Raw genomic sequence first — 16,598 nt, forward strand, 5'->3', positions numbered from 1 at the left:
TCAGCGGCGTTTGCGGTGGCGTGGCGGCCCCTGGGGAGGGGGCGGTGTCGCCGGGGCCTGTTCGAGGGGGCCGTGGCGCTGAGCGTTTTTGAGTCGCTGGAGATGTCGCAGGCGGTGCTGTTCCGGTGTGACGAGGCTCCGGTGGGCGTCGAGGAAGCCGAAGGTGAGGCCCGGCGTCTGGCCCTCGTCGCGGAGCAGCGGCTCGGGATCGGTGAGCGCGGCGACGAATCCGGTCAGTGCGGCGGGCGGGGCGGCTTCGTCGATGGAGGCGTTCCAGATCCACCGATGCCGCCCGTCGGGGAGGGGTATGGAGACCTGGACGGTCCAGCGCCAGATGGGTGTTTCGACGAGTGAGGAGACGCGGGAGAGGTAGGCGGTCTCATCCGGGGATAGTGCGGCCCGCTCGCGGCTGGCCAGCTGCATGGCCCACCCCCGGCTGGCCGCGAGGCGCCACAGATCTGTCTCTTCTGGCCGTGGGGCTGTGCTGTTCAGGGCGTCGGTGAAGCCCGCGATGATCTCCACCGGGGTGTGGCCGCCGAACTGGGCGGACCATGCGCGGTCCTCGGCCGGGTGGATGCGCCACCAGGCGTCGTGCTCATCGAGCTGGGGTTCCAACGTGAGGTGCAGCTGCTGGTCGGGGCTCTCCAGCAGGACGTGCGGATATCCGGGCACCGAATGGTTGCTCCACCCGGAGGCGAGCAGGTACTCGGTTACGTGCCGGGGGTCGCCGCCGCCTGCCAGGTGCCGTGGTGTGACCTCGTCCAGCCATCGGACGTGGTCGAACTGGTGAAGGGTGGGGCCGTTGACGCGGGAGTAGAAGCGTTCGTGGCTCACCGCATCCGTCCCGACTTGGCGTACGGGCGGGCGCCTGGTCCGGGCGTGCGGGTCTTGTTGAAGGCGAAGGCGTTGCCCGCCCAGGTAGCGGCACGGGCCGCGGTGATCCGGGCCTGCTGCCACGCACTGAGCTGGGACGGCAGGACGGACACGGAGGTGGTGCGGATCCGTTGGGAGGGCGGGACGTGGCCGAGGGGGCGCATCACCGGCTGCGGGTCTGCGAGCGCCGTGCTGAACGCCTGCACCAAGTGCATCGGCGTGGTCGGCGTGAACGTCGCCTCCCACACCCGGCCGTGTTCGTTGCGGGCGCCGGCCCACCAGTGGGCTTGGCCGGGGCCGGACTGGTGGAAGCGGACGAAGGCGTCTCCGTCCGGGCTGTGGGCGGTGAAGTGCTGTCCTCGCTCGGTCTCCCAGCCCTGCTGCTGCAGGGGCTCCCACACGTTGGGGGCGTGCGCCTTGCGTTCCTTGAACAGGGCGTCGGTGACACCGGCGACGATTTCGACGGGCGTCTGCCGGCCGAAGGTGGCGTGCCACGCCTCCTGGTGTGCGGTCTGCTTCCCGCTGATCGTCCAGCCGCCGGGCTGGGTGAACGAGTCGTATCCGATGCGCACGGATTTGTCCGGGCTGTCGAAGACGACCGGGCCGCCGCTCTTGGACTTGTCCTTCCATCCGGAGGCGCGCAGGTACTCGGTGATGTGACGCAGGTCACCGCCGCCTGCGAGATGGCGGGGCTCGACGAGGTAGTGCTGCTGGGCCTGCTGACCGCCGGCGGCGCCCCAGCCGGACCACTGCTTGTTCTGTCTCACCGGTGCCGCCTGACGACCATCGCCGAGGCCGCGGGCCGCGCGGCCGGACTGGTGGACGGGGCGGAGGGCATGGTGAGCTGCTTGATCGCACCGGTGTGCCCGTGGAGGTCGACGCCCACGCTGCCCAGTTCGTTGGCGGCGCGGCCGAGGGCCAGCCACACCTCGGGCGGCAGGATGCCGTGCTCGGAGTGGGTCTTCGCGAAACGCGATCCCGTTTCGACGAGCCCGGTGACCTCGCCGAGGATGCCGGTGTCGTAGTCCAGCACGCTGCCGAGGATCTGGGCCGCCTCGTGCGGCGGCGCCAGGGCGAGGAGGCGGCGGAGCTGGCCGAGCTGGCGGGCGATGCTGTCGGCCAGTTGTACAGAGGTGGGGGTCGGGTCGGTCATGGGCCTCCTGAACAGGCCGGGTTGGTTGCTAGTCGTGGTGGTGGATGCGGTAGCTGTCGACGAGGAGGAACATGTCCCGGCTTCGGGCTTCGTCGAGGGCGGCCTCGGGGCGCCCGCCGGCCAGTGGGTTGGTCCGGGTGCGGCTGCCGGTGGTGATGGCGCGCAGGTAGCGGCGGAACAGGGCGGTGGCCAGACGGGGCTTGCGGTCTGCGGTGATGGGCGGCGGTCTGCGGTCGGTGTCGCGGGTGACGGGGACTCCAGGTGAGGGCGGGGCTGGCCCCGTTCGGGGGCCGGCGCGGTGGGTGGTCAGTGCGTACGGCGCGGGCGGGGCAGCCGCCACGGGCGCGGGTGTCGGCGCTCGAGTTTGTGACGCGGCGAGGGCGGCGCGGTAGGCGGTGCCGCCGAAGAGGCCCGCGTCGATGGAGACCTGATAGCCGTGACCGCTCAGCAGCGGCATCGCCCGATCGGCCATGTCCTTCATGGCGATCTCGTCCATCTGGGCGGGGACTTGATGCCAGATCTCGCCCCTGCCGCCGTGGCGCTCCAGGCCGAGGTCGTCGAGCAGGACGAGCAGTTGCTCCGGGGCGCTGGTGCGGGTGTCGATGTAGATGGTGCCGTCGCGGTGGTAGAGCTCGACGTCAACGTCGTACTCGTCCGCCAGGCTCACGAGCGGGCTTCCTTTCGATCGGGGCTCACCGCCCACGCGATTTCGTCGTACTGCCGCGGTCGCGGACAGCGGAGGCGGTCTGGGTGCTCGGCGCGGCTGCGGTGCTGGGCTGGCGGCGCACCGCCTGCGCGGCCTGCTGATAGGCGGCGGCGTCCCAGACGGCGTTGGTGATGTTGACCAGGTATCCGGCAACGAGTAGCGAGGGAACGGCGCTGGTGGCGAGCTGCTTCTTCTCGTTCTCGGTGAGGTGGGCGGGGACCTCGTGCCAGACATAGACGGGGCCGGCCGTCGTCAGGGTCTTGCGTTCGAAGCCGAGGCTGTCGAGCAGGGCCAGGAGCTGTTCGGGTGCACCGGTGGGAGTGTCAGCGTGGACCGTGTCGGTCAGCGGTCTGATGAAGATCTCGACGTCGGTGCCTTCGTCGTCGGCGCGGTTTCCCACGTACGGGGCGCTCCTGTTCAGGGTGTTGGGTCAGCGCCGTCCAACGGCGGGTGCGGGCAGCGGCGAGGGAGCTGTGGACACGGGACTGGGGTGGATCTGTGGCGCGGGGCCTGAGCGGTCGGCGTGGTTGCGGACCTGCTCGGTCTGCCAGGTGAGGACGGACAGGTTGTTGACGATGTCCCCCAGCCGGATCGCCATCTGAGGATCGCGGCCGGTGTCGTGAAGGCGCCGACTCCACGACGCCCAGGTCGCTATCAGCGACTGCGCGAGCCGGGGCAGCAGGCCGTCGTTGGGAGCCGCGATCTCGGTCAGCACCGCCGCCACCTGCCGGTCGTCGGCGGCGTCACCGCCGAGTTGGGTGAGCTGTTCGAGATGGCGGTGGGCGGCTTGCCGGTCGCTTCCCCGGGTGGTGAGGGTGTTGAGCGTGGGGTCGAGGTGGACGCTGTATCCGGCCAGCAGCAGAGCATGGGCTGCGGCGGTGGCACCCTGCCGCTGCTCCTCGACGGGCAGGGTGTGCGGCAGACGGTGGTAGTCGCCGCGTGGACCGGGGGCGGAATGGAAGCCGCCGACGGTCTGCAGGAGGCCGGCCGCGCGTTGGTCGCCCCCGATGGCGACGACCAGCGCGGACTTCGGGTCACGGGTGATGGTGACGTACTTCAGGACGAGGAAGGCCGGCTCGTCCTCGTATGGGCGGGTCACCGGTTCCGGTGCGGGGAGGTGACCGGCGGGCTCGGCGGTGCGACCGCGGTGGTGCCCAGCGCAGGCCGCGCCTTCCGGGTGGGCAGCACGACGCCAATGCCCAGCTCGGACAGGCGGTGGCTGGCGGCTTGCACGGACGCGGCCTGGCGTGCGGAGCTGTCGCCGGACAGGACGAAGGCATCGCTTTCCGCGTCGAAGGCGAAGCCGTAGTCGGTCAGAGCCTGGGCGACGTCGGGGCGGTCGGGCTTGTCGACCACGAGGGCGTCGCCGGACCAGGTCATCACCACGCGTTCCGGCTCGGCGGCCGGTGATGCCGCGAGCCGGGCGGCGTTGTTGCGGACGTGGGCGAGGGCCTTGTCGTAGCGGGGCAGCAGGTCGTAGTGGATGTCCTCGGCGGCGCTGAACGGATCGGCGGCCACTGCGATTCCGTCGGGCTCGCGGACACTACGGAATGCTTCGGCCGGTACGTCGGTGGGTGCCATGGCGGCGATCAGGTATCCCTCGCCGTGCCCCAGCGAGTCCGCGACGAAGAGGTGGGTGCCGTCGTCGCGGGTCAGCACGGCGCAGTGTTCCACGGTGCGCTTGGCCAGGGCGTCGGCGACCTCGTTCATGTCCCATACGCGGTCGGTGAGGGTGTGGTGGACGTTGTTGCCGCCACGGTCCGGGTGGTACGTGCTGGTCCAGGCACCGGGCAGTTCGCCGGCGAGGACAGCGGCGAACGAGCCGAGACCGGTGTCGGGGGTGGGGTCGTGCATGGTCTCCTCGGTGGGGAACGGAGTGGGGGTTAGCGCCGTCGGCTAGCCGGGGCCGCCGCGGCGGGTGCGGCGGCGGGGCTGGTGGTGGCCAGGCGCGGCGGGGACGGTGGACAGGCGCAGACTGCGGAGGCTTCGCGTTCGTCAGGGCTGACTTCGGCAGTGCACGCGCGGCGCAGGGGATGGTCCTGGTGCCGGTCGGCGAGGTCGTTGCGCATGAGGGAAAGGTCGGACCGGATGACGCCGAGCCGGTGTTCGGCGAGGTACTGCAGCCGCTGCGCGGTGTACGGGTCCGGGTCCTGTCCCAGGTCCTGATAGAAGGCGGCAGTCGCGGCGAGGACTTCGCCCAGGGCGATGAGGACTCCGTCGTGGGCGGCGGTCAGTTCGGTCAGTGCGTCGGCAACCTCGTCGCTCGTGGTGGCTTCACGGATTCGTTCGGCGAGGTGCGCGACTTGCGAGCCGAGCGGTAGGTAGTGCGCCTCGCGCGTCTCGGTGTCGAAGGCGCCGTCGGTGTCGACGCGGTAGCTGACGGCGCGCAGCCGGGCCACCGCACGGATGGCGAGACGTTTCTCCTCGGCGGCGTCGAGACCGGTGGGCAGGCGGTGGTAAGTCTCGTGGAGGCGGACGACGGGGACGAAGCCGGTGCGCTGAAGGATGCTGTGGGCTTCCGGATCGCCGCCGCGGGCGAGGACTTCTCCGGAGTGCGCGTCGCGCCCCAGGGTCAGGAAGCGAGCGGCAAGGGCCAAGGGGGGTTCTTTCTGGTGGGGGTCAGCGGGTCAGCCGGGCGCCGGGTGGGAAAGGCGCGGCGGTCGTCCGAGTCGGAAGGGGCGTGGGTCGTGGTGCGGCGGGCAGGGCGGCGGCGGTGGCGTCGAGGTCCTGCTGGATGCCGTGCAAGCGGCGGGCGATTAGCTCCAGTTGGTGTCCGGCGCCGGGGCCGTAGGCGTGAGGGAGCCGGTCGAGTCGGTGGGCCGCGTGCTCGACGAGGCCGCGCACGGTGGCCAGCGGTCCCGTGTTCTCGTCGGCGAGCTGCCGCAGCAGTCCGGCGAGTTGCGTGGTGGCGTCGGCAGCGCCTGATGATGCGCCTTTGGCCGACGAGGCGGAGCGCTGCGCGAACCGGGCACACTGCTCGGGATCCGGGCCGCCGCCCTGGGGAGAGCGCAGGTCCAGCTCGGCCTCGATGCGCCGGCTCTCGGCGGCCAGGAGCGCAGGCAGCCGGTGGTGCTGTGTGGTCCAGGTGTCGTCCGGCCGGATGAGGTTGGCGAGGAGATCGAGACGGCCGGGCTGCGCCTGCACGGCGATCCAGCGGCAGCCGTGGTCGTCCCCGGGGCGCTGGATGCCCGCGATGCGGGCGATGCGGTGGGCGATCTCGGCCCACTCGGGGCCGGTGAGCTCGCGGTCGTCGGGGTGCAGGCGCACGTCCGCGTGCCAGATGGCGCGGCGGTCGCCCTGCTCACTGGCCGCGAAGGGGTGCTGCCAGTTGGGGTCGTCCAGGTGCTCGGCCCACTCGGCGGATGTCCAGGTCTTCTGCTCGTCGTCGAGCGTGTAGTAGTCCAGCCCCGGCCAGTGGGCGACGACCGTGTGCTCGGTCAGCCCTTCGTGGTCGCTGACCGGGCGGCCGAGGGCTTCGGTGAGCGGCTCGTTGGGGCTGATGTCGCGTCGATGGATACGGATGATCATTGTGAGGTGGGCTTCCGGCGCCGATGCGGGAGTTGGGTCAGGTCGTACGCGGCGGTGATCAGGGCGTGCTCGCGCACCAGGTCGGCGTGGACGGCCAGTTCACCGGGCGGCAGGAGTTCCAGGGCGCGCTCGATGGCGGTGTGTGCCTGGTGGAATCGGCCCAGCGCGCGCAGCGCCGACGCCTTGCGGAACTGCGCGATCGGATCGTCCCCGCCGCCGTCCGGCAGCCGGTCCACGAGAGCGAGCAGCGCGTCCGCGCGGCTGGGAAGCAGACCGCCCATCTACACCCCGTGCAGCAGGACGTGCAGCGTCTTGGGGTGATCCGATGCCATGTCCAGGACCCGCTCCATCACGGCCAGACCGTCCGAGCGGGACTGGCCCAGGCGGGAGAAAGCGTACAAGGCCCAGCTGTACGGGTCCGCATTCAGCTCCGGCAGTAGCACCTGGTTCACGAGGGATTCGATGGAGCGGCAGCGGAAGTCGTAGCGCAGCGCGCTCAGGTAGAGGTGCCGGTACGTCCGCCAGATGACCGGGCCGCGTCCGGGGCCGGTGACGTCCTCGGGGGCGAGCAGTACCAGCACACTGTTTCCGGCGGCGCGGGCCCGCCAGGCGACATCGGCACACACCTCGGCCGACTCCTGCCACGTCGCGTCCAGGTCACGCAGGGCCTCGGCCAGGCGCGCCGGCCACTGGGTTCCGGAGATCGTCTCAATGGCGATCGACGCCACGCGGGACAGGTCCGCGTCGCGCTCCGGGCTGGCGGCGCGGGTCACCGCCCGCCTCGGGTGTCGGCGACGTGCACCACCTGATTGAGGTGGTTGACCGAGTACCAGCCACAGTCGACGTCCTCGTCGGCGTCGGCCAGGCGCGGCACGAGGTAAGTGCGCAGTGCCTGCAGGTAGATGAGGCAGTCCGGGCAGCGGCTGGAGAGATGGACGAGGTAGCGCGGGTGCGCGGTGAGGTACGTGCGCTCGCCGCCGGCCGGGTCGTACAGCCGCCAGCCGTCCTCGTCGGTCGGCGTGTGCCACGACGGCGTGACGACCTTGTAGGCGTCGCCCCACAGCTCGCTGCCGGAGGTGCCCTTGAGGATCACGACCTGGTCGCCGGGCCGGAAATGGGCGTGGGTGACGTCCCGTTCGGGGGTGACGATGTCACCAGGAGCATGCGGATGACGGGAAACGGGCACAGCAGGGGGTTCCTTCCACGGGGCGCAGGGAGGCGGTGGGAGGAATAAGGATCCGGACGATCCCCGGTTTCGGTAACCGGGGATCGTCCGGTATAAGCGCCTGACTCTACCGGAACGGATTCTCCGTACCGATGTCGTCGGACGAGGCAGCATCAAGGAGTTCGGGCAGGTCAGAGCCCTCTGCGTCACGCTGGTCGATCCACCACCCGGCGCGGGTGACGGTGCGGATCCTGTCCTCCAGGACGGCCCAGTCGGCCTCGTCCCAGCTGCCCTCGGTCACCAGCGCACTGTACGCGGCGGTCACCAGCTGGTGGCGGGAGCGCTCGCCCCAGGCCAGGGCCCGCTCGGCTCCTTCGAGCGGCGGCATGTCGAACTTCTCGGCCCACTCGGCGGCGGCCTGCTGCTCCTCGGCGCGCTTGGCGGTCAGCCACTCCGCCTTGCCGACGCCGTCCTGGCCGCGGGCAGCCCGCCAGCAGTCGGTGCAGTCGCGTCCTTCCAGCCAGCGGACGAATCCGGCGCGCCGGTCGGCGGGGCGGTTGGAAAGATCATGCGAGATTTCGTGTCCACAGCTGTGGACAATGCTCCACGTCGTTCGGACGGCCATATGCGGTGAATCTCCTTATTGTCAGGGATAGTTCGGTGTGGCAGGTGCTCGGCGCGACCTGCGGGTGGTGCTCCCACCTCGGGCGGTGGCCTTGGCGAGGCGAACCGGGGCGACGTGCGTGGGTGCCGGGTCACCGTCGCGGTCGCTGCGTGGTGCTGGCGGGCGAGGGCTGCGTGGTCATGGCGGTCTTTGTGCGGTGCTGCGCCAGCGGTGCGGACGAGGTCGGCGGGGTAGGGCGCAGGTCGGGATCGAGGTCGACGCTGTATCGGGCGGCGGTGAGCATGTCTGCAGCCCAGGTGGCGTGCTCGTTCTCCCAGGTGCGGCCCAGGTCGAACGGCAACCGGATCCACACGCCGCGCAGCGTGGGATAGGTGTCGAACCCGGCCCGCTTCAGGACGTTCGCGGCGAAGGCATCGACCGGGCCGTCGACTTCGACTTCGCCGCCTTGGCCGCGGGTGATGCGGATCGCCTCGTCGCTCATCGGCTGCGCCCCTTTCCGACGGTCTGCGCATGACCGCCCGCAGGCACGGCGGCGGGCTGCGGCAGAAACTCGGAGAGCTTGGATGCCGGGGCGGTGGGCCGCTGCGGGGAGCGGGTGGCCGCTGCCTGCGCGATGCGGTTGCGGCGTTCCATCAGGCCGTTTCGTACGACCGGTTGCGGCGGACCGGCGCTGCGGGCGGGGTCGAGGGGGAGGTCGGCCTGTACCTCGTAGCCCTGTCGGCGCAGGTCGTGAACGGCCTGGCGGGTGCGGCGGATGCCGTCCTGCTGGGGGTGGGTGAGCCGGTACAGGCCCGGGGTGTCGGGGACGGGCTCGAACTGCTCGCGGACCAGGAACCAGTCGGCGAGGTGCGCGGGGATGTTCGCGGTGGCGGCGGCCACAATGCCGTGGTCGGGATGGGCGCCGAAGCGGAAGTGATCAGACAGAGGCGAATGCTTTCTGTGAGCGGTCAGCGGTGTGCTGCCGCGGCGCGGGGCGAGGGCGGCGGCGCGTGGCGGGCGGTGAGCAGCCGCGGGCTGGGAGCGGACAGAGCCGCTGGCCCGCCCGGCACGGCGGCGCGGACCTGGCGCTCGAACGCTTCGCTGTCGGTGAGCCACGTCTCGATGGCCGGCAGCACGGCGAGGCCGAGCTGCCCGCGGACCTGGCTCCACTCGTGGGCCGGCAGCGTCCGGGGGATCGAGTACAGCTCGTTGCGCAGGTCGTTCCACTCGTTCCAGGCGTCCTGGCTGTTGGCGAGTGCCTCGCGCAGGCGGGTCAGTGCCGCGGAGTCCTGGGGCCAGTGGGTGGCAACGGGACGGCATCGGGTGAGCAGGATCGGCGCGCGTTCGAGAACGTCGTGGAAGGACAGCCAGGCGCGGTCGGTGAAGTCCCGCTCCATTCCGGTGATCAGGCGCGAGTTGCCGAGCGGTACACCGTCGCTATAGCGACCGGAGTCCTTGATCGCCTGGAGGGTCTGGTGTTCTTCCCGGATGCGTTCCAGGGCTCTCAGGACGGTGTTCAGGTCCTGGTTGTGCAGGGCGCGACGGTAGGCGGGCAGGAACGAGTGCGCAATCGCGTGTGCGGCCAGGCCAGGATCGGCGGGCAGCACAATGCTGCGCGGAGTAGTGGGGTCGTCGTGGGGGTCCTCTTGCTCCCGGTCGGTGAGAGCGCCGAGGAGATAGCCGCTGCGGTGGCCGGGGCGCTCGATCAACAGCAGCTCGGTGCCAGCGCCGTTCTTCAGCACGGACGCGAATGGGATGTGGTGGTCTTCGAGAGCGCGGTAGATCTCGCCGGCTTCCCACAGCATGGGCCAGAGATCTTCCTGCCACAGCGGATGGCTGTAGATCTCCAGCTCGGCGCTCCATGTGCCGGGCAGCCGGGCGGCGATCTCGGTGCCGATGTCGCCGAGGTAGGGCCGGGCGCTGGTGGTGATGGTGGCGCCGTATTCGTGGGCGCGGTGCACTAGGGCGCTGGCGGTGGTCCGGGTAGCCCGCGGATCGGTCAGTGGGGTGGTGAATGCGCCGTTGGGCAGGCGGCTGAATCCAGCTTCTTCCAGTGCTTGGTTGGCCTGTGGGTACTTCTCGCCGGATGCGATGGCGACAAGGCCCAGGGAGCGGCTGGTGGTGAGGGTGATCTCGGCGGAGGGGGTGGGCATCAAGGTCCTGGTGGGTCGAGCCTGCGGGCGAGTTCGTCGAGACGGCCGGGGCTCAGCGGGTCTTCGGGGTGCGCTTGGGCTCGGGGCTGCGCGGTGGTTGGGCGTGGGGAGGCTGAGCCGAGGGGCGAGGGGAGGGCGATTGGGCCCTTTGAATGCTCACCAAGGGTGCGACGACTGCGGGGAACGGAAAGGTCGTGGAGCGCAGAGTGGGCCGGGGGTCGAGGGCCTCGGCGACGACCGCGTGCATGAGGAAGGGCGGCGTCTTATCCGTGAACGAGACGTCCCACAGGCGACCGAGTTCTTCCGGGGCGGCCCCCAGATGCCAGGTGATGGACCCGTCTCCCCGGATGGGCGGCGCCGGCGAGTCCACGGGGCGGGCGACTACGGCAGCGTGCCCGTCATGCGAGATGAACCCGGAGAGTCCGAAGTCCTCGAAGTAGGCCCAGGAATCGACGTCGACGTATAGCTCCAGCAGGCTGGGCTCGGTGCCGATGCCGTAGACGACGTGATCCGGGTCGGTGGCCAGTTCGCCTGCCAGGGCGCCGAAGAGCGTGGCGACGAACTCGATCGGCATGTTGCCCGCGATGTCCGTCCGCCAGCGTTCAGGCGCTTCCTCGTCGGCGCGGGCTGAGATCACCAGATGGGGGCCTCGGCCCACGGCTGTCTGGTCATGGCGGATCGTGATGCGTCGGCACGGGCTGGTGACGATCAACGACGACTCGTCGGTGCGCGCGCTCCACGCGGACTCCTCGGCGAAGACGTCCAGGAGCTGATGGTGGTTGGTTGGCAGGCTGGCGGCCAGATAGCGGGGAGAGATGAGGACCTGCTCTCTTGGCCTTTCCTGTGCGGGGTCGTTGGGCATGAGCCTTCCGGTGGGATTGGGGGATCGGGGCGACGAAAGCGGCGTGTCCCCACTACGTGGTGCAGGAGGGGGTATCGCGTAGAGAGAGCAACGCGGCGTGCAGGCTGACGCCGAACCGGTGGGCGAAGACCCGTGCCTTCGCTTCCAGCTGGTCGTAGGAGTCCCGCGCGGTCATCTGCCTGTCGTGCTTGCGGTACCGGTAGACCGGGACGGGTAGCAGGATTCCGGGGGCGAGGCAGGTGACCGCCAGGGCGCAGTAGTCCTCGCCCTGTACGAGCCCGCCCATGGGGGCCGCGCGTACCAGGTCGGTACGGGCGAGGAGGGTGGTGGGGCCGAGCGGGATGGTGTCGGCCGGGTCCTTCCAGTACCTCCACACGTCCCCGGCCTCGTGCCGGCCCGGCGGCGTCGGGCACCGCCACAGGGTCGTGGTCCCGTCTTCGTGTAGGTCTTGGCTGTATCCGGCACACCAGCCCACCCCGGACTCCTCCAGAGTGTGCAGCCGCAGCGCCATGGCCCCATCGGTGAACTCATCGTCGTCGTCAGCCCAGTTGACGTACTTGGTGCGCACTTCGTTGAGCGCCAAGTTGCGGGCGCAGGCCGCGCCGACCGGGCGCGGCAGGGCGAGAACGCGGACGCGCGGGTCGGCGGCGAGCACGGCGGGAAGCCGGGCAGGGTCGGCGCCGTCGAGGGCGACGACGGCCTCCCACGGGACGCTCTGCCGGCACAGACTGGCATGCATGGACACGAGGAACGCCAGCCGCTCCGGGCGGAGTTGGGTGGCGATGACCACGGTGATCTTCGGGTGAGGGTGCGGGGACAGGAGGTTCTCCGGTCGGGCGTCGGTCGGGGACGGTGTGGGGCTGCCCGGGCCTATGCGCGGGTCGCTGGTCCGGAGGCGGCGGGCGGTCCGGAGGCGTCGGTGCGGGCGCAGGTGTAGCCGAGCAGGCGGGCGGGGGCGGCCTTCACGGGAACGGTGGCGGCGTCCGTACAGACGAACGTGTACCGGATGGACGAGCGCGGGATGTCGTGCAGCCAGGCCCGATCGTCTTTGCCGGGGTTGATCTGCAGTCCCGGATTGGCGACCGCATCGGTCTGGGTGTGCATGTGTGCGAAGAGGATCAAGGCGCCGCCGTCGGCGGTCTTGAGCGCGTAGGCGTCCGGGTAGTGGTTGGCCGTGCCGGCGAAGACGCTGGTGCCCTTGTCGCCGTACTGCCGGACCGTCTGGTCGTGGACCTGGATCTGCCGCTTGCTTGCCGTAGTGGGGGCGAAGACCTTGGTGCCGGTGGTGGTGCCTGCGGTGGCGAAGTTGTCGATGACCGCGGCACGCAGGACGTCGGCGCCGGCGGCGAGCTGGTTGGTGCCGTTGGCGGCGACGGCTGTGGCGTAGCCGTCCTGGTCGAGCGCCACGTTCGGCAGGGTCGTGCTGTCGAGGTCGACGACCGACTCCATCTCCCACCGTTTGTCCTTGGGGTGTTCGGCGAAGACGGCGATACGGGAGGGGGCCTTGCTCTTCTGGCTGGACAGCGCGGCGGCAAACCAGTGCTGCTGCCCTGCGGTGAAGCGCGGGATATAGAGCTTGGCGCTGGTGGTGTCGTACGCCCACGGCTTGTACGGCGTGCGCTCGGAGGCGGGCAGGCCCTCGGTCTCCTTGTATTCCGAGACCGACATGGCGTACAGGGCGCCGTCCTCGATGGTGCTGAGCAGGGCGCGGTCGCGGGTGGCGTTGGCCTCATTGTTGATCTCGGAGTAACGGGCGATCTGGGTGAGGGCCTCTTGCTTCGTCAGCGCCGGCCTCGAAGCCGGCATGGGATGCGCGGTGCGGGTGGCCGCGGCCGTGGTGCCGGCATGGGTGCTGCCGGAGGCGTCGCACGCGGACGCGGTGAGCACGACGGCCATGGCCGTGAGCAGGAGGGCGGTGCGGCGGGCGCACGGGTGAAGGGGGATGGGAAGACTCCAGGGAAGAGCGTGGGCTAGCGGGTCCGGGATGCGGTCGTGGTGACTGCCGGCAGAGGGGGCGCGGGTCCGGCGGCCGGGGCCGAGCGAGTGTTGGCGGTGTCACGCAGGTGCTTCGCGGCGCGGGCGAGGTGCCCGCGGCTCTCGCCGAGGCGGTCCACGAGCTGCTGGTGCGCAGCGGCGACAGCCCGGTTGCGGCGCGTGCCGGGGGACTGGTGATTGAGGTCAGCGATGACGCCGATGCAGTGGACGGCACTGCCAAGGGCGGCGAGCGCGGCCCCGGCCGGTTCGGCGGCACGGGCGAGCGCGAGCGTGATGCGCCGCTGGGTGGCTGCGACCTGGGCGGGGTAGCGGGCAGCGGCCCGGTGGCGGAACGCACTCTCCGCCACCAGGTAGCCCACCAGCCGGGCCAGATGACGGACTTCGTCGTCCAGGATCTCGCTCAGCGCCGGATCCGGGCGGATCTGGTCGGGGAGCGGGAGCTGGTCGGAGACGGTGTCGAGCCGGTCGGCCACATCGTGCAGCAGCATCCGTTCATCAGGATCGGACAGCGACAGACTTTGCACGGGAGATGTCCGGGTTCTATCGCCGTGTGGCGGACGGCGGTCCCGCGCAGGGCGGTGCGCCGAGCGTTGCCGCTGCCGGGCGGGTGGCCAGGGCAGCGGGCGCGGGCGGGGCTGCCCGGCGGACGTCGACACCGATGCCCTCAGCCATCAGGCGCTGGACGGCGAGTCGAACGAGGAGGGCACGCTCGGCAGGGCTGTAATAAGTGGAGAGCACGAACGCCGCCTGGTGCGGGTCGTACTGAAAGCGGCAGCCGAACAGCGTCGCACGTATATCCTTGGGCACTGATTCGGACGGTGCCCCTACCGCGCCGTCGGGGTACCAGACGAGCGTGAGGGTCCGGTCCGCCTTCGCTGCGGGTGGGCGGTGCGGTGGCTCGGGCTGGACGCGTGCGTTGTCCTCGACTGCCTCCAGGGCCCGCTGGACGCGGGGCAGAACACGGCGGGTGACCGTGGCGGCGGCACGTACGGGATCACGGGGTACGGAGATGCCGTTCGGCTCGTCCACCCCGCGGAAGTGATGCTCCCGGAACCCGGCAGGCTTGAGCGGCGCCACCAGGAACTGGTGCGGGTAGCGGTGCCGGGCCATGACGTACAGCTGTTGGTCACCGGGGCCGTGGAGGCGTGCAGCGTATTCGAGATCCCAGTCCAGCGGCGCCGACGCTGCCGGGCCGCAGTCCCAGATCTGGTCCGCGAGCGGGAACTGGTCTTCGAAGCTGGGAAAGCTCTCGCGCTCGCTGCGCCAGGTGCCGGGCAGGCGTTCAGCGAGTGCGGAGGCGAAGTCGGACAGGTCGGTTCGGCTGGGCAGCTTGATGCCTCCTTTGAGACGGGTGTGGCCATTGGGAAGTGGGTGGCTGCTGGGGGGGTGCCTGCCTGGGGAGAGGGGGTCAGACGCGGCGCAGGCTGTCGATCTCTCCGCCCCACTTCGGTCCGTCCCAGTTGATGACCAGCGCGGTTCCGTCCGGCCGAAGCATGAGGGTGCCCTGGGCGCGATCCGGGTCCGGTGTCGTGCAGTGCAGGGTCAGCACGGGATGGGCCGTGGTGGTTTGGGTGAGTGTGCCGGGACAGGCGAGGGCGCCGGTGGTGGTGACGGCGGTGTGGAAAATAGTCAGGGAGGTGATGGGGCTGTCGGAGTTGATTGGCTGCCACGTGCCGTCCAGCCCGCTGACCGCGTGCGTACCACTCGGCCGGGGTGTGGAAGTGCGCGGTGCCGTGGGGGCGGCAGCTGTGGTGTGGGTGCTGTCATCCGTGGTGCTGCATCCGGCGAGCAAGCCGGTGGCGGCCAGGAAAGAGACGGCGGGCAGTGCGGCCCGGTGGCGTCGGCGTGGGGCGGTGGTGGGCACGGGAAGGCTCCTGCCGATCGTGGGGTGGTGGAGCGAACTCACTGGGTGTGTTTTCAGTGCATGCGGGCGTCGGTGTCGAAGAGGGCCAGCTCGTGGGGGTGCAGGAGGTGCTGCACGATGAAGCTGCGACCCGCGACCTTCCACAGGCCCCGGCCGCGGTTGAGGTGGGAGATCGCGTCGGCCTCCACCGAGGTCAGGCCCAACAAGGTCGCTGCGGCGTGGAGTTGGTCGGTCTCCTGCCGGTAGATGATGCGGGTGGAGCAGTCGGCGAGCAGACCTTCGGCGAGGGCACGGCCGCGGGATCCGGCGTCGCCGGCAGTGAGCAGGTCGCTGAGCCTGTGGATCACCATGAGGTTGGCGATGCCCAGACCGCGGGAGAGTTTCCACTGGGACTGCATGCGTTGCAGCAGGCCGGGGTGGCGCATCAGCCGCCATGCCTCGTCGTAGACGATCCAGCGCCGGCCGCCGTTCGGGTCGGACAGCGCGGATTCCATCCACGCCGACGCGCAGGTCATGGCGAGGACGAGGGCGGTGTCGTCGCCGGATCCGCCCAGGCGCGAAAGGTCGATGGTCAGCATCGGTGAGTTGGGGTCGAAGGCCACCGTGCTCGGTGCGTCGAACATGCCAGCCAAGTCACCGTGCACCAGGCGACGCATGGCGTGCGCCAGGTCGCGGGAGGCGTCGCCGAGGCGGCCGGACATGATGCCGCCGACCCGGTCCAGTTCGTCGGGGTTGTTGAGGGTGGCAGCGATGTCGCCGAGCAGCGGGGTGCGTCTGGTGGCGGCGGCGCGGGTGACGACGGCGTCCAGGGCAACGTCGAGGCCGGTGTGCTCCATCGGCAGCAGGTCCCGCCCGAGCACGGTGCGGGCCAGCGAGCCGAGCAGCAGCAGCCGGCGCTTGCGAATTTCGCCTGCCCAGTCGGCCTCGGAGACGCTGTTGGGCCTGGGGGCTGCGTCCAGGGGGTTCAGTTTCCCGGGTAGACCAGGCCCGAGTGCGATGGAGGTGCCGCCCAATGCCTGGGCCACGGGCGTCCATTCGCCTTTGGGGTCACAGGGGACATAGACCCGGTAGCCGAAGGCGATTGAGCGCAGTGCGAAGCTCTTGGCGAGGGCGGACTTGCCCTGTCCGATCACCCCGGCCAGCAGGACGTTGGGGTTGGTGAAGCCCTCGATGCGACCGTACAGCGCGAACGGATCGAAACAGAACGAGGCTTCGGCATGGACGTCGCGGCCGATGTAGATGCCCTCGGCGCCCAGCCCGCCTTCGGCGAGGAAGGGGTACGCCCCGGAGGCGGTGGCGGTGGTCATGCGGTGGGCGGGCAGCTTGAGCTTGTTGTTGCGGGAGGACGCGGGGCCGGGGCGGCCGGCTGGCGGAAACAGGGGAGTAGGCATCTCCTGCTCTTCCGCGCCGGTGCTGCCGGTGTGGGCGGCTGCTTCGACACGGGCCTTGGCGGCGGCATCGGCGAGCTGCCGGCGGGCGGCTTTGCGGGAGGCGCGGTCGGTGCCGTGCGGGGTGAACAGGGGGCTGGCGCTGGCGCGGCGGGCTCGGCGTGCGGGCCGGTGGCTCATGGCAAGGCGGCTTTCACGTGTCGGAGGTCTGGACGCGGGCGGGGGTCAGACGACCGGTGTGATGGTGAGGGCGGCGAGGACGACGGCGGTGGAGGTGGAGCGCTTCAGGGCGCGCATTCAGGGCCTT

General features: G+C 70.7%; 23 protein-coding genes. All 23 read right to left on the reverse strand.

What is annotated here, in order from left to right; genetic code table 11:
• Complete coding sequence (locus ACH47Z_RS28270) at positions 1 to 834, reverse strand: DUF317 domain-containing protein (protein ID WP_399078476.1); 834 nt, start codon at positions 832 to 834, stop codon at positions 1 to 3.
• Positions 831 to 1,640 (reverse strand): DUF317 domain-containing protein, encoded by an 810-nt coding sequence (locus ACH47Z_RS28275; protein ID WP_399078479.1) that lies wholly within the window; start codon positions 1,638 to 1,640, stop codon positions 831 to 833. The genes ACH47Z_RS28270 and ACH47Z_RS28275 overlap by 4 nt, the downstream gene beginning before the upstream one ends.
• A complete protein-coding gene (locus ACH47Z_RS28280; protein ID WP_399078481.1) occupies positions 1,637 to 2,026 on the reverse strand; it encodes a hypothetical protein in 390 nt (129 codons plus the stop codon). The genes ACH47Z_RS28275 and ACH47Z_RS28280 overlap by 4 nt, the downstream gene beginning before the upstream one ends.
• Positions 2,027 to 2,054: 28 nt before the next feature.
• A complete protein-coding gene (locus ACH47Z_RS28285) occupies positions 2,055 to 2,693 on the reverse strand; it encodes a hypothetical protein (protein ID WP_399078483.1) in 639 nt (212 codons plus the stop codon).
• 25 nt (positions 2,694 to 2,718) lie between these two features.
• A complete protein-coding gene (locus ACH47Z_RS28290; RefSeq protein WP_399078485.1) occupies positions 2,719 to 3,132 on the reverse strand; it encodes a hypothetical protein in 414 nt (137 codons plus the stop codon).
• A gap of 30 nt (positions 3,133 to 3,162) precedes the next feature.
• Positions 3,163 to 3,831 (reverse strand): hypothetical protein, encoded by a 669-nt coding sequence (locus tag ACH47Z_RS28295; RefSeq protein WP_399078487.1) that lies wholly within the window; start codon positions 3,829 to 3,831, stop codon positions 3,163 to 3,165.
• Complete coding sequence (locus ACH47Z_RS28300) at positions 3,828 to 4,586, reverse strand: hypothetical protein (protein ID WP_399078489.1); 759 nt, start codon at positions 4,584 to 4,586, stop codon at positions 3,828 to 3,830. The genes ACH47Z_RS28295 and ACH47Z_RS28300 overlap by 4 nt, the downstream gene beginning before the upstream one ends.
• A gap of 29 nt (positions 4,587 to 4,615) precedes the next feature.
• The gene (locus ACH47Z_RS28305; RefSeq protein ID WP_399078491.1) at positions 4,616 to 5,329 is read right to left on the reverse strand and encodes a hypothetical protein; all 714 of its coding nucleotides are present in this window, start codon (positions 5,327 to 5,329) and stop codon (positions 4,616 to 4,618) included.
• A gap of 22 nt (positions 5,330 to 5,351) precedes the next feature.
• Positions 5,352 to 6,260, reverse strand: coding sequence for a hypothetical protein (locus ACH47Z_RS28310; protein WP_399078494.1), 909 nt, complete (start codon positions 6,258 to 6,260; stop codon positions 5,352 to 5,354).
• Positions 6,257 to 6,541 (reverse strand): hypothetical protein, encoded by a 285-nt coding sequence (locus ACH47Z_RS28315; protein WP_399078496.1) that lies wholly within the window; start codon positions 6,539 to 6,541, stop codon positions 6,257 to 6,259. The genes ACH47Z_RS28310 and ACH47Z_RS28315 overlap by 4 nt, the downstream gene beginning before the upstream one ends.
• Complete coding sequence (locus tag ACH47Z_RS28320) at positions 6,542 to 7,033, reverse strand: hypothetical protein (RefSeq protein ID WP_399078498.1); 492 nt, start codon at positions 7,031 to 7,033, stop codon at positions 6,542 to 6,544.
• Positions 7,030 to 7,446, reverse strand: coding sequence for a hypothetical protein (locus tag ACH47Z_RS28325; protein WP_399078500.1), 417 nt, complete (start codon positions 7,444 to 7,446; stop codon positions 7,030 to 7,032). The genes ACH47Z_RS28320 and ACH47Z_RS28325 overlap by 4 nt, the downstream gene beginning before the upstream one ends.
• 106 nt (positions 7,447 to 7,552) lie before the next feature.
• Positions 7,553 to 8,050 (reverse strand): hypothetical protein, encoded by a 498-nt coding sequence (locus ACH47Z_RS28330; protein WP_399078502.1) that lies wholly within the window; start codon positions 8,048 to 8,050, stop codon positions 7,553 to 7,555.
• A 130-nt stretch (positions 8,051 to 8,180) separates the two neighbouring features.
• Positions 8,181 to 8,531, reverse strand: coding sequence for a hypothetical protein (locus ACH47Z_RS28335; RefSeq protein ID WP_399078504.1), 351 nt, complete (start codon positions 8,529 to 8,531; stop codon positions 8,181 to 8,183).
• Positions 8,528 to 8,929, reverse strand: a complete 402-nt coding sequence (locus ACH47Z_RS28340) for a hypothetical protein (protein ID WP_399078505.1) — start codon at positions 8,927 to 8,929, stop codon at positions 8,528 to 8,530. The genes ACH47Z_RS28335 and ACH47Z_RS28340 overlap by 4 nt, the downstream gene beginning before the upstream one ends.
• A gap of 68 nt (positions 8,930 to 8,997) precedes the next feature.
• A complete protein-coding gene (locus tag ACH47Z_RS28345) occupies positions 8,998 to 10,182 on the reverse strand; it encodes a hypothetical protein (RefSeq protein ID WP_399078507.1) in 1,185 nt (394 codons plus the stop codon).
• Between the two features lie 52 nt (positions 10,183 to 10,234).
• Positions 10,235 to 11,044: a DUF317 domain-containing protein gene (locus ACH47Z_RS28350; protein WP_399078509.1), complete on the reverse strand. Its 810-nt coding sequence runs from the start codon at positions 11,042 to 11,044 to the stop codon at positions 10,235 to 10,237.
• A 52-nt stretch (positions 11,045 to 11,096) separates the two neighbouring features.
• Positions 11,097 to 11,834 carry a glycosyltransferase family 2 protein gene (locus ACH47Z_RS28355; RefSeq protein WP_399078511.1) on the reverse strand — a complete coding sequence of 246 codons (738 nt, stop codon included), beginning with the start codon at positions 11,832 to 11,834 and terminating at the stop codon, positions 11,097 to 11,099.
• Between the two features lie 80 nt (positions 11,835 to 11,914).
• Positions 11,915 to 12,940, reverse strand: coding sequence for a hypothetical protein (locus ACH47Z_RS28360; protein WP_399078513.1), 1,026 nt, complete (start codon positions 12,938 to 12,940; stop codon positions 11,915 to 11,917).
• Between the two features lie 74 nt (positions 12,941 to 13,014).
• Positions 13,015 to 13,527, reverse strand: coding sequence for a hypothetical protein (locus ACH47Z_RS28365; RefSeq protein WP_399078515.1), 513 nt, complete (start codon positions 13,525 to 13,527; stop codon positions 13,015 to 13,017).
• Positions 13,528 to 13,579: 52 nt separating this feature from the next.
• A complete protein-coding gene (locus tag ACH47Z_RS28370; RefSeq protein WP_399078517.1) occupies positions 13,580 to 14,149 on the reverse strand; it encodes a hypothetical protein in 570 nt (189 codons plus the stop codon).
• 298 nt (positions 14,150 to 14,447) lie between these two features.
• Positions 14,448 to 14,903, reverse strand: coding sequence for a hypothetical protein (locus tag ACH47Z_RS28375; protein WP_399078519.1), 456 nt, complete (start codon positions 14,901 to 14,903; stop codon positions 14,448 to 14,450).
• 53 nt (positions 14,904 to 14,956) lie between these two features.
• Positions 14,957 to 16,471 carry a VirB4 family type IV secretion system protein gene (locus ACH47Z_RS28380; protein WP_399078521.1) on the reverse strand — a complete coding sequence of 505 codons (1,515 nt, stop codon included), beginning with the start codon at positions 16,469 to 16,471 and terminating at the stop codon, positions 14,957 to 14,959.
• Positions 16,472 to 16,598 lie beyond the last annotated feature (127 nt).

The sequence above is a fragment of the Streptomyces sp. NPDC020192 genome, assembly GCF_044388685.1.
In the GTDB taxonomy this organism is placed as follows: Bacteria; Actinomycetota; Actinomycetes; order Streptomycetales; family Streptomycetaceae; genus Streptomyces.